Source organism: Anaerobium acetethylicum, assembly GCF_900096945.1.
Classification (GTDB): Bacteria; Bacillota; Clostridia; order Lachnospirales; family Lachnospiraceae; genus Anaerobium; species Anaerobium acetethylicum.
In genome coordinates this window covers 16,051-28,961 of the sequence record NZ_FMKA01000007.1, presented here as the reverse complement: position 1 = coordinate 28,961, position 12,911 = coordinate 16,051, and the positions used below count along the sequence as shown (strand labels likewise).

Genomic DNA, 12,911 nt, shown 5'->3' with positions numbered 1-12,911 from the left:
ATGAAACTATTATCCATCGTAATCCCCTGTTATAACTCGGAAGCGTATATGGCGAACTGCATCCATTCCCTGCTGACAGGGGGAGAAAAGGTCGAAATCATAATCGTAGACGACGGCTCCAAAGACAGGACCGGAGAAATCGCAGATGAATTTGCCCGCAGATATCCCACCATCATCAAGGCGATCCATCAGGAAAACGGCGGGCACGGCGAGGCCGTTAATACCGGCATCCGCAACGCCACGGGACTATATTTCAAGGTGGTCGACAGCGACGACTGGGTATGCATCTCGGCCTTCCGGGAGATTCTGAAGACGCTGATGGAGCTGGCAGTGGAGCGTGAGCCTCTGGATATGCTGCTGAGCAATTTCGTATACGAAAAAGAAGGCGCAAAACGAAGGAAAGTCATGAATTACAGGGGCGTATTCCCGCAAAACCGGATTTTCACCTGGGAGGATGTAAAGTTCCTGCGAAAAGGCCGTTACATTCTCATGCATTCCGTGATTTTCCGGACCAGACTGTTGCGGGAATGCAACCTGGAGCTGCCCGGACACACCTTCTATGTGGACAATATTTTTGTCTACCAGCCCCTGCCCCATGTCAAGACCATATACTATCTCAATGTGGATTTCTACCGCTACTATATCGGCCGGGAAGACCAGTCCGTAAATGAAAAGGTTATGATTTCACGGATCGACCAGCAGCTCAGGGTAAATTCGCTTATGATCAATGAATATAAATCAGCATATTTCATACTGCGGGAAAACAGGAAGCTGCGCCGTTATATGAGAAATTATCTGGAAATCATCATGGCGGTCTCCTCCATTATGCTGATCCGTTCAGGAACAGAAGAGAACCTGAAGAAAAAGCAGGAATTATGGGAATACCTGAAGCAGAAAGACGCCAGGACCTACTATATCTTAAAATTAGGCGTCCTTGGACAGACCATGAATCTGCCGGGGAGAAGCGGGAGAAAGATAGCGGAGGCGGCATACCGGTTGGCGAGGATGGCGGTTGGGTTCAATTAATAGAAGTGCTGACGGGATAAAAAGAAAGGTAGATGTTCACAGAGTGAACAGGGAAAGGAGAGTAGGAATGCAGAGAATACCAGTGCGTTTTTCAGGAATGGAACAAATCATACAGTTTGTAGAAGCGATCAATAAATTCGATTATCATTGCGATCTGCGTTGCGGAAGATATTTTGTAGATGCGAAATCATTGATGGGCGTAATTACCCTTCAGGGTTCTTCCAATGTGGAACTGGTGGTGCATGCAGATAAGGCAGATGCATTGATGGAGAGGATTTCAAAGTACTGCTGTTAAAAGAACAGAAGGATTAGCAATTTCGTAAAAATTTTTGATATCCATTTCAGGACATAGAAAAGGTAATATACAAGATACAGGACTATAAAGATTGAGCCAGCATTTTCCGGAAGGTAAATGTTGGCTCAATCTGTTGTATCTCCTTTTTAGGAAATGAGTTATGGTACCAGGTACCGCTGTGCTGCTTTACATGTCTCTTTACTATATTTGGAATTTAAAAAGCAAAGATAACGCACGCGTGCGTTTAAAGTATTGAACAAAGACACGAGATGTGTTAAAGCGCAATTATAGAGGTGTTTAGATGAGAACAATACCAGAGAAAGAAACACTAACGATAGAATTTAAAAGCGAATGTCGAAAAATTGATTGAAAGTGGACTTGTTGAAGCAAACGGAAATGGCAAGGCAAGAGTATATATTTTAAGTGCAAAGGTATATAGAGAACAGGATAATTCTGTGGGTTATGTAAGGCAAACAGGAATTGACAGGCTGAAATATGAAGAATTGGTTTTAAAGCTTGCAAAACAGCAGGGAAGTGTTACAAGAGATAATGTAAGAGAACTTTTAAATATAAGTGATAGCCAGGCGTATCGAGTATTGAAAAGACTGGCGGAAAAGAAAAAGTTTATTCTAATAGGTAAGGGAAGATCTGCAAGATACGAGTTAATAAAATAAATGTAACTATTCAGGACTACGTCCTTCATAGTCACATATGATGCACGAAAAATGCGTCATAAACGCATGCGTGCGTTTATTGCGTATGAAATAAGTAGTAGAATGATTTGCAGATTATGCGTCCCAATCATCAGGTTGTGCCCACCGTGATAAATCCCGGCACAGGTATGCTATAGTCAGGAAAAACAGATAGAAAGGGAAGCAATCAAATGAACAGACAGATCTTTAATCCGTATTTACCAGGCTACGAATATATTCCGGACGGGGAGCCCTATATCTTTGACGGCCGGCTGTACGTCTATGGGTCCCATGACCGGTTTGGAGCCCCCATGTTCTGCATGAACGATTACGTGTGCTGGTCGGCGCCGGTCAGCGACCTGAGCGACTGGAAATACGAAGGCGTCATTTTTAGGAAAAGCCAGGATCCGAAAAACCTTCTGGGGCTGCGTCTGCTGTTTGCGCCGGATGTGGTGCAGGGCGCCGATGGAAGGTACTATCTGTATTATGCCCTGGATTTTATTGGGATCATGGGGGTTGCGGTCTGCGACACACCGAATGGGAGCTTCCGGTTTCTGGGGCATGTCCGGCATGCCGATGGGAGACTATGGGGACGGAAAAATGGAGATTCCTTTCCCTTTGATCCGGGTGTGCTGACGGACGATGATGGGAGGATCTATCTGTATTCGGGATTCAGCCACCCGGTTCCCGCAGTTATGACGGGATTTCGCAGGCTTCAGTCAGGGGGAGGATATGTCCTTGAGCTGGAGCAGGACATGGTCACCATCAGGGAGCCGGAAAAACTGCTGTTCCCAAAGTCGGGAGAAGGTGCATTTTTTGGGCATGAGTTTTTTGAAGCCAGTTCCATACGAAAATACGACGGGCTGTATTATTTTGTATATTCATCAAGGCACAATCATGAGCTGTGCTATGCGGTCAGCGAGAAACCGACGGAAGGATTCCGTTTTGGCGGCACGCTGGTCAGCAACGGGGATCTGTTTCTGGAAGACAACAGGGATGAAAACAGGGCATCCAACTATATCGGCAATAACCATGGCGGCATGCTGAAGCTCGATGGGCAGTATTATATCTTTTATCACAGGCATACAAACCGGCACTCCTATTCAAGGCAGGCCTGCGCGGAAGCGTTGCAGAAAAATGAAGATGGCAGCTTCAGACAGGCGGAGATGACCAGCAGCGGACTGAACGGGAAACCCCTGGCAGGCCTGGGTGTGTATGAGGCAAGGACGGCATGCAGCCTGTGGGCAGAGTCGGGGACAGGAAGATATGATGTGAAACTGCCATGGCTGAAATACTGGAAGCATCCGTATTTCACGCAGGATGGAAGGGAACGAAGGGACAGTTATCCGGCACAATATATCGCCAACATGAGGAATGGATCAGCCACAGGCTTCAAGTACTTCCAAATGACAGGTGCAGATGAGATCAGCATACAGATACGTGGAAAGGGAACGGGAGAAATGCTGGTATCAGAAGACCGGGAGTTCAGAAGCATCAACGCACGTATTCCATTTGAGGTCAAGGGCAGAAGGATCAGGACTTTTGTGGGAGCCTTGGAGATTGGACAGGGGAAAAAGGCGCTCTATTTTAAGGTTTCCGGGCGGGGGAGGATTGATTTTTTTGCTTTTGGTTTAGCAGGGAAGTGATTCCAAAGCCCACCCCCACCTTGACAAAACCCCACCGAAAAGTTATGATACAACTATTTGAGAACAGCTTTCAGCCACCATTTAGAAATCATAAGACGGGGGAACGAAGATGGTACATATAGCCATTGTTGATGATGACGAAAAAAGCAGGATGACATTGCGTGAGTATACGGACAGATATCAGGAAGAATATAATGAGAAACTGAAAATCACCACCTTTACGGACGGGGCGGACATCGCAGAAGAGTATAAGGCAGAATATGACATCATCATTCTGGACATCGAGATGCGTTTCATGGACGGCATGCGCGCGGCAGAGCTGATCAGGAAGATGGATTCCGATGTCATCCTGATCTTCATCACGAATATGGCCCAGTACGCCCTGAAGGGCTACGAGGTCCAGGCGATGAACTACCTGCTGAAGCCGGTCAGCTACTTCGCCTTTTCCCAGGAGATCCACAAAGCAATCAGCTATGTGAAGACCAGGAAAAAGGCATACTTCTATATCCGGGTCGAAAGCGGCATGCTGCGGCTTAATGTGGAAGAGATCGTCTATGTGGAAAGCAAGCGCCACCAGATCATCGTCCATACCACCAGCGATTCCTACAGCACCAGGGATTCCATGAAAAATGTGGAGCAGATGCTTGCGGAATATAAGTTCGTCCGGTGCAACAACTGCTACCTGGTCAATCTCCGCTATGTGGACGGGGTAGTCCAGAATAATGTGATCGTCAATGGCGAGGAGCTGCAGATTTCACGTCCAAGGAAAAAGCAGTTCATCGATGCCGTGGCGGATTACGTGGGAGGTGGACGTTGATGTACCTGACCGAGGAGATTCCCCGCCTTTATACGGCGCTGGCGGAATGGGGGGCCTGCACGATCTATATCCTGTCCCTGAAAAGGAAGGTCGGAAACGGGAAGCTGGCTGTCATCGCGGGCTTCTGGCTTCTGCTGCAGGGCATGCTGCTGGGCCTGACCGGCAATGCGCCCATCGTGTTCTGGATACCGGTCATGATGCTTGCAGTGGCTTCCATGTTTTTCTATCTATATACGACCTGCGACATACCGAAGGCAGACATCGGCTTCTGCTGCGCGAGGATATTCGTGCTTGCCGAGTTTGCGGCTGCCCTGGAATGGCAGATCTACAGCTTTTTTGTGAACCAGGGAATGCCCCGGGATAACTGGCGGAGAAACCTGTTCTGCCTGGTCATCTACGGAGCGATCTTCCTGGGGGACTACCTGCTTGAAATCAGGAAGCTGCCCCATGACAAGGGCCTCGGGGTAAAATCCACGGAGCTGGTCAGCACGACGATCATTGCCCTGACCATCTTCATGTTCAGCAACATCAGCTTTGTGAACATCAACACCCCCTTCAGCGGGACGAACCTGCAGGAGATTTTCTACATCCGCACCCTGGTGGACCTGTGCGGCGTCCTGCTTCTCTACTCCCAGCAGGACGAGCGGCAGAAGCGCCAGCTGGCCTATGAGATGGAAGCGATCAATGAGATGCTGCTCAGACAGTATAACCAGTACGAGATGTCCCGAAACAACATCGAGGTGCTGAATCAGAAATACCACGACCTGAAGCACCAGATCATCGCGATCCGCCAGGAGACGGACCTTGAGAAACGGGACCATTACCTGCTGGAGATGGAGAACAGGATCAAGCTGTACGAATCGGAATTCAAGACGGGGAACCATGTGCTGGACATCCTGCTGACCATGAAAAGCGCATACTGCACCATGAACAACATCAATTTCACCTGCGTGGCGGACGGAACGGTGCTGAAATTCATGGACACGGTGGATATCTGCTCTGTCTTCGGGAATGCCCTTGACAATGCAATCGAAAGCGTGGAAAAGCAGGAAGACATCGAGAAGCGTCTCGTCAAGACTGCTGTCTACAGGAAAGGCCAGCTGGCCATGATACGGTTCGAGAACTACAGCGCGGAGCTGCCGGTGCTGGAGCAGGGGCTTCCGGATACGACAAAAAAGAACAAGGACTATCACGGATACGGCCTCAAGAGCATTGACATGATTACCAGGAAATATGGCGGAACCATGACCATCAATACGGAAGACAACTGGTTTGTCCTTAGGATACTGCTTCCAATTCCCAGGCAGGACAAGGGAAAAACGTTAGGCAATATCAACAAAACGGCAAATGAAAAAACATACAATATGCACAAAAAAGAAGATTCAAACACATAAAATGTTCAAAAAATGCTAAATAAACAACAGGTTGTGTCACACGTGGCGCAAGCTGTTGTTTTTGTATTATGATAGATACATCTTAAGGAATTCTTTCAAGGCGCCGGAGGATTTCAGATGCACAAATAAGGAGGAAATGAAAAAATGTTGAATATTAATATTGCAGACGTAATGAATATCTTAAATAACTGTAAACCACAGCTGATATTTTTTGCCGTCGTGTTGGTAGCAGCAATCGTTGCAATGGTTGTTTGCAGGAAAATGCAGAAACACAAGAAATATGTGGTAAGAACACAGGCAGGTATTGCCATCTTATTGGGACTGGTCATTACGATAAACGCAGTCGTTCTCGGACCTATGTCGACGATCGTATCTCTCGCAATGGGGAACGGAACGATTACAGAAGAAACTTCAGCAGAAGCAGAAGCACTGTGTGAAACGGTTGCCGAAGAGGGAATTGTTCTTCTGGAAAATAAAGACAACATTTTACCGATACAGGATACCACCAAACTGAACGTATTCGGATGGGCTTCCACGAATCCATGCTACGGCGGAACAGGATCAGGAGCCTTATCAGATGCATATCCTACAGTTTCGTTACTGCAGGGACTTGAAAATGCAGGATACAGCTTAAACAAGGAAATATCGGATTTTTATACCACTTACCGTGCGGACCGTCCGGTCGTAAGCATGTTCGCACAGGACTGGACACTTCCGGAACCAGCGGCAGACACCTATCCGGCTGAGCTGATGGAAAATGCAAAATCATTTTCAGACACAGCAATGGTAGTCATCACAAGAGTCGGCGGTGAAGGTGCAGACCTCCCGACTGATATGGATGCAATCACATTCACAGATAATACGGAAGATTACAAAGAATTTCCTGATGGCGCTCATTACCTTGAACTGAGCCAGAGCGAAAAAGACATGATCGACCTTGTCTGCAGCAATTTCGACAACGTCGTAGTCGTATACAACGGCGCGAATGCCATGGAACTGAATTTCGTGAAGGAATACAGCCAGATCAAAGGTCTCATCTGGTGTCCGGGTACAGGACAGTCAGGCTTTAACGCTTTAGGCGACATCGTGAATGGTACCGTAAATCCATCCGGTAAAGCCGCAGATACCTTCGTGTCAGATCTGACAGCAGCTCCAACCTATAACAACTTTGGAAATTTAGTATATGACAACATGAGCGAGTTCGAAGGAAATGCGTTCGGAGCTCCGACCTTACCGACTTTCGTAAACTACACAGAAGGCATTTATGTGGGATACCGTTTCTATGAGACGGCAGCGGCAGAAGGCCTGATCAATTATGACGAAGCAGTATTATATCCTTTCGGACACGGCCTTTCCTATACTTCCTTTACACAGGAAATGGGAGAGATGAAAGAAGATGCAGACGGAAACATCACGTTCGACGTGACAGTCACCAATACAGGTTCTGTTGCCGGCAAGGATGTGGTAGAAGTATATTACAATCCTCCATACACGGATGGCGGAATCGAAAAAGCAACGGCAAATCTTGTTGCATTTGAAAAGACAGATATGTTAGAGGCTGGGGCATCCCAGACAATCACTGTTACGTTCGCGGCTGAAGACATGGCTTCCTACGACGCAGCCGGTGAAGGATGCTACGTGCTGGATGCAGGCGACTATACGGTCTCCATCAACGCAGATTCACACACTGCAATCGATTCAAAAACCTACACAGTAGAAGAAAAGATAGTTTATGACGAAAGCAATCAGCGTTCCACTGACGAAGTGGCTGCTGAAAACCAGTTTGACAATGCAGCAGGCGATGCAACCTACTTATCACGTGCCAACGGATTTGCAAACTATGCAGAAGCGACTGCAGCACCATCCCTGACTCTTGCGCAGGAATATAAAGATACCTTCGTAAACAACTCGAACTATGATCCGGCAGATTACAACAACGATGCCGACGAAATGCCTGTAACAGGCGCAGACAACGGCCTCTCTCTCGCAGATATGCGCGATGCAGAATTTGATGATGCAAACTGGGATAAACTGTTAGACCAGCTTACAATCGATGAAATGAAGACCATGATCGCATTAGGTGGATACCAGACTGCAGCAGCAGATTCCGTTGGAAAGGTCTCCACAATCGACTGCGACGGACCAGCTTCCATCAACAACAACTTCACCGGAGTAGGATCCATCGGATTCCCATCCGCAGTTATGATCGCATCAACATGGAACAAAGACATTGCAGCACAGTTCGGTGACAGCATCGGAACAATGGCAGATGAAATGGGCGTATCCGGATGGTATGCACCAGCTATGAACATCCACCGTTCCGCTTTTGCAGGAAGAAACTTTGAATACTATTCAGAAGATGGACTTTTAAGCGGCGAGATTGCTTCGCAGGCAATCGCAGGCGCAGCGGAACACGGCGTATATGCTTACATGAAACATTTTGCACTCAATGACCAGGAAACCAACCGTCTGAGCATGCTCTGTACATGGTCAAACGAACAGGCAATCCGTGAAATCTATCTGAAACCTTTTGAAATGGCAGTAAAAGAAGGCGGCGCTATGGCAGTCATGTCTTCCTTCAACTACATCGGAACCACCTATGCAGGTGCATCCAGCGCCCTCCTGAAATCAGTTCTCCGTGATGAATGGGGATTCCAGGGATTCGTACTGACTGACTACTACGGCGTATACGGATACCAGGACGCTGATCAGCTGATCAGAAACGGAAATGACATCTGTCTTGCAAACTATGATGCAAAGACGAACTATGTAGACGATACAAGCGCTACCTCCGTAATCGCAATGCGTCAGGCATGCAAGAACATCATGTTCACGGTTGTCAACAGCCGCGCTTACAGCGCAGCGGCAATCGCGGAAAGCAGCAAGATTCCACAGTGGAAGATTATGCTTGCAGGTGCAGATATCCTGATCGTGGGACTCCTTGTTTCTCTTGAACTGTTTGTGGTAGTAAAAGGGTACAAGCGCAGGAAAGCGGATGCGGACAGCATCATTGCTCCAAGCGGAAGAATAGCAGAAGAAAACTAAAAAAAGACCATTCATGACTGCATCCCTCGTAGTCAGCTGTGGACAGAAACAGTTACAATTAATCATTCCAGCATCGCAGCAAGTTACCTGCGGTGCTGGAATATTTAAAAGCATGTGAAAGAGAATTTGATCAGTAACTATTCAGAGGGCCTGTCCCGCGAGGTGTTTTTATGCTGAATTTGCATAAAAACCCGAGACATGCATGCGCCAAATTGCTGATTTTGCAATTTGTGTGCATCATCTGTAACTATGCAGGACGCAGTCCTGAATAGTCAACTCGATCATTCTTCGGTGTTTATGAGGTAGAGCAAATGAAATACGAATCACTAATAAAGCAAATGACACTGGAGGAAAAGGCAAGCCTGCTGTCCGGAAAAGATTTCTGGCAGACTGTAGATATCGAACGGCTTGGAATCCCTTCCATCACATTATCTGACGGACCTCACGGCCTCAGGAAACAGGCAGGAGATGCAGATCATTTAGGATTAAACGCCAGCCTGCCCGCAACCTGCTTTCCCACAGCAGCGGCAATTGCAAACAGCTGGAATCCGGAGCTCGGGGAAGAGATAGGCGTCCATCTTGGAACAGAAGCCCTTGCACAGAGCGTAAACGTGCTTCTTGGACCGGGCCTGAATATCAAGAGAAGCCCCCTCTGCGGAAGGAATTTTGAATATTTCAGCGAGGATCCTTATTTATCTGGGAAGATGGCAGCAGGATATATCCGCGGCATCCAGAGCCAGGGTGTGGTTGCCTGTCCGAAACATTTTGCGGCAAACAGCCAGGAACTTAGAAGGATGTCCAATGATTCCGTAGTGGATGAACGGACATTGCGGGAAATCTATACAACAGGATTTGAGATAGCGGTAAAAGAAGGAAAAGCAAAATCCATCATGTCTGCCTACAACAAGGTCAACGGAGTCTATGCAAATGAAAACGCGCACCTTCTCCAGGAGATACTTGTGGACGAATGGGGCTTTGACGGATTTGTCGTGTCCGACTGGGGCGGAAGCAACAGCCATGCAGAGGGCGTGAAAAACGGAAGCCATCTGGAAATGCCAGCCAGCGGAATGGACGGCATACGGGAACTGGTCAAAGCAGTTGAAAATGGAACATTAAGTGAAGAACTTTTAGATAAACGAATAGATGAGCTGTTAAGCGTTCTCTTTGAGACCTGTGAGGCGACCAAAGAGAAGAAAAACCAGCCCTTCGATGTGGAAAAGCATCACACCATGGCAGAAAAAGCAGCGGAAGAGTCCGTCGTACTCCTGAAAAACGATGGGAAGACTCTCCCACTGAAGGCGGGAACAAAAGTTGCAGTCATCGGAGACTTTGCAAAAACGCCCCGCTACCAGGGCGCCGGCTCGAGTGTGGTAAATCCGACAAAATTGGAAACGCCCCTGGAAGCAATTGAAAAAAGCAGCCTTGTGATGACCGGATATGAACAGGGCTTTCAGAGAAATGGAAAACCAGATGAGGTTCTGAAGCAGCGGGCAGCCGAACTGGCAAAGAACGCAGATGCGGTACTGCTCTATCTGGGCCTTGACGAGCTTGCAGAATCAGAAGGAATGGACCGTGCCCACATGCAGATGGCGAAAAACCAGATTGAGGTCTTCGAGGCAGTGGCAGCGGTGAATCCGAATATCATCGTAGTGATGTCCGCAGGAGCCGCCGTGGAAATGCCATGGATCTCAAAAGCGAAAGCAGTCGTCCACGGATACCTTTCCGGCCAGGCAGGAGCAGTGGCAGTACTGAACATCCTTACGGGAAAGGTCTGCCCATCCGGAAGACTCAGCGAAACCTACCCTGTAAAATACGAGGATACGCCTGCCTTCCGGTATTATCCTGGAGAAGAAAAAACAGCCGAATACCGGGAAGGCCTCTATGTGGGATACCGCTATTATGAAAGCGCGGATATTCCGGTGCTGTTCCCCTTTGGATTCGGGCTCAGCTACACGACATTTGCCTACTCAGATATAAAAGCCGACAGGACACAGGTCAGCCTCAAGGTGACGAACACCGGAGAGATGGATGGCGCGGAAGTGGTGCAGATCTACATCGCGGCAAAAGACAGCATGCTGTTCCGCCCTGCAAAGGAACTGAAAGGCTTCAGGAAGGTATTCCTGAAGGCGAAGGAAACAAAAACAGTGACAATCGAACTGGACGACAAAGCATTCCGCTATTACAACAGCGGCACCGGAAGCTGGGAAGTGGAAGCCGGAACCTACGAGATCATGGCTGGCGCAAACGTCAGGGACATCAGGCTGACGGCCGAAGTGAAAGTGGAAGGAACCGGAGCCCCGCTTCCATATAGCAGGGAAGAGCTTCCATCCTACTACAATCACGACATCAGGCAGGTGCCGGATTCTGAATTCGAAAAGCTGCTTGGACATCCGATCCCAGACAGCAGATGGAATAAAGACGGCCTCCTGGAAATCAACGACGCCTTCTGCCAGATGTATTACGCAAAAAGCGGGCTGGCCAGACTGGTATGCCGGATACTGACAGGCATCAAAAACCGCAGCATGCAAAAAGGAAATCCGAATCTGAACGTCCTGTTCATTTATAACATGCCTTTCCGCGGAATCGCCAAGATGACGGGCGGAATGGTCAGCATGGAGATGGCGGAGGCGCTGCTTGAGGTCGTGAACGGACATTTCTTCAGGGGGATGAAAAACCTGATCAGAGGATTTTTCAGGAACAGGAAGAAATAACGGGACTGGAAGAAATGACAGGACTGGAAGAAATGACAGGACTGGTAGGAATAACGGGCCAGGAAGAAATATCTGGCCTTCAAAGAAATAACGGGAACAGGAGAAATAAAGATGGAAAAAACAACAGATACAGAACTGAAAACAGGAGCATGGAACCGTTTTGAAGAAAAGCATCCGGGGATTGCCCAATTTGTCCTGTTCTTTATGATAAGCAACGGGGTAACGGTGCTCCAGATGGTGATGATGCCGCTGATCAAATACATCTTCAGCTTCACATCACTGGTAAGCACGAATTTCCAGGCCCTTTCAGTGGGACATAACCTGGACGGAAGCATCTACTACATATTTGATTATGCGGCAGGGAGCATGACGGAAGGCGGCGGCGGAGGCCTTGCCTACTTCCTGGCAGTGGAGATCACCCTTCTGGTCGCTCAGGTCATCAACTTCTTCCTGCAGAGAAATGTGACCTTCAAGTCGAAGACGAACATAAAAAAAGCCGCAGCATGGTACTTCATTGCCTGGGTCATCATTTCCATAGGCGCCGCGGCACTGCAGGGACTTTACAAAACGCCGATCTACACAATGCTCATGGACCTGATGGGACAGAAAGCAGGCATGACGGCAGCGGACATCGTTACGATGCTGATCAACTGCGTGATTTCCTTCTGGGTGTTTTTCCCGATATTGAAGATTATTTTTAAGGAAAAATAGGAATGAATATCTGGGAACAGGGATGACATAAGATCCAGGATCGTTGAGAATTAGGTGATGGAAAATCCGGGAGCGATTCAGAGAGCTTAGATTGATGTATAAAAATAGAGAAGAACTGCCTTTGAGGAATCAAAAGGCAGTTCTTTTTGTGTAGCATGATTCGTTGTAAATACTGATTTTAATAAAATATTTGTCATTATCCTGCAATTCTTGTCAGCCGAGCCTCCAGGAGCACCTGCGAGAAGTTGATGCTTGGGCAAGGGCTGTCTCGTAAAGGGTACGAGGTGCTTCACTTGCATGAATATATTGACAGTATTCTGGTGGGAAATGTGATAAGTTTTCAGTTAAAATTGCTTGTAAAATGATATGAAATTGATTTTTTGTGCAAAAAAAGAGCATTATAGTGCAAATAAAAAGAATTTGATTTTGATTACAATAAATATGATAATACAATCATGTTCTTTAATAAACGGATATTTTCTTTTTTCAGTTACAGTTAGGACGATGTTTTTCTTTATAACATCTAATGCGTATAGTTTAGACTGGGGGTGAATTTATATTGATCCATTAACTG

9 protein-coding genes are annotated in these 12,911 nt (G+C 47.5%); all 9 read left to right on the top strand.

The window, feature by feature from the left end; genetic code table 11:
• The gene (locus BJR36_RS07890; RefSeq protein ID WP_091232447.1) at positions 1–1,026 is read left to right on the top strand and encodes a glycosyltransferase family 2 protein; all 1,026 of its coding nucleotides are present in this window, start codon (positions 1–3) and stop codon (positions 1,024–1,026) included.
• A gap of 67 nt (positions 1,027–1,093) precedes the next feature.
• The gene (locus BJR36_RS07885) at positions 1,094–1,321 is read left to right on the top strand and encodes an HPr family phosphocarrier protein (protein ID WP_091232445.1); all 228 of its coding nucleotides are present in this window, start codon (positions 1,094–1,096) and stop codon (positions 1,319–1,321) included.
• 362 nt (positions 1,322–1,683) lie between these two features.
• Positions 1,684–1,995, top strand: a complete 312-nt coding sequence (locus tag BJR36_RS07880; RefSeq protein WP_091232442.1) for a putative DNA binding domain-containing protein — start codon at positions 1,684–1,686, stop codon at positions 1,993–1,995.
• A gap of 209 nt (positions 1,996–2,204) precedes the next feature.
• Positions 2,205–3,659 (top strand): family 43 glycosylhydrolase, encoded by a 1,455-nt coding sequence (locus tag BJR36_RS07875; protein WP_091232437.1) that lies wholly within the window; start codon positions 2,205–2,207, stop codon positions 3,657–3,659.
• A 109-nt stretch (positions 3,660–3,768) separates the two neighbouring features.
• On the top strand, positions 3,769–4,476 hold the full coding sequence (locus BJR36_RS07870; protein WP_091232434.1) for a LytR/AlgR family response regulator transcription factor: 708 nt from the start codon (positions 3,769–3,771) through the stop codon (positions 4,474–4,476).
• Entirely contained in the window at positions 4,476–5,870 is a 1,395-nt protein-coding gene (locus BJR36_RS07865; protein ID WP_091232431.1) for an ATP-binding protein, read from the top strand. The genes BJR36_RS07870 and BJR36_RS07865 overlap by 1 nt, the downstream gene beginning before the upstream one ends.
• A 144-nt stretch (positions 5,871–6,014) precedes the next feature.
• Positions 6,015–8,915 carry a glycoside hydrolase family 3 N-terminal domain-containing protein gene (locus BJR36_RS07860; RefSeq protein WP_091232428.1) on the top strand — a complete coding sequence of 967 codons (2,901 nt, stop codon included), beginning with the start codon at positions 6,015–6,017 and terminating at the stop codon, positions 8,913–8,915.
• Positions 8,916–9,226: 311 nt separating this feature from the next.
• Positions 9,227–11,626, top strand: coding sequence for a glycoside hydrolase family 3 C-terminal domain-containing protein (locus tag BJR36_RS07855; protein ID WP_091232425.1), 2,400 nt, complete (start codon positions 9,227–9,229; stop codon positions 11,624–11,626).
• Between the two features lie 111 nt (positions 11,627–11,737).
• Entirely contained in the window at positions 11,738–12,337 is a 600-nt protein-coding gene (locus tag BJR36_RS07850; RefSeq protein WP_091232421.1) for a hypothetical protein, read from the top strand.
• Positions 12,338–12,911 lie beyond the last annotated feature (574 nt).

What these genes read in the sequence shown, in the direction of transcription:
- BJR36_RS07890 (WP_091232447.1), top strand. Translation starts at nt 1, where the DNA reads ATGAAACTATTATCCATCGTAATCCCCTGTTATAACTCGGAAGCGTAT.
- BJR36_RS07885 (WP_091232445.1), top strand. Translation starts at nt 1,094, where the DNA reads ATGCAGAGAATACCAGTGCGTTTTTCAGGAATGGAACAAATCATACAG.
- BJR36_RS07875 (WP_091232437.1), top strand. Translation starts at nt 2,205, where the DNA reads ATGAACAGACAGATCTTTAATCCGTATTTACCAGGCTACGAATATATT.
- BJR36_RS07870 (WP_091232434.1), top strand. Translation starts at nt 3,769, where the DNA reads ATGGTACATATAGCCATTGTTGATGATGACGAAAAAAGCAGGATGACA.
- BJR36_RS07865 (WP_091232431.1), top strand. Translation starts at nt 4,476, where the DNA reads ATGTACCTGACCGAGGAGATTCCCCGCCTTTATACGGCGCTGGCGGAA.
- BJR36_RS07860 (WP_091232428.1), top strand. Translation starts at nt 6,015, where the DNA reads ATGTTGAATATTAATATTGCAGACGTAATGAATATCTTAAATAACTGT.
- BJR36_RS07855 (WP_091232425.1), top strand. Translation starts at nt 9,227, where the DNA reads ATGAAATACGAATCACTAATAAAGCAAATGACACTGGAGGAAAAGGCA.
- BJR36_RS07850 (WP_091232421.1), top strand. Translation starts at nt 11,738, where the DNA reads ATGGAAAAAACAACAGATACAGAACTGAAAACAGGAGCATGGAACCGT.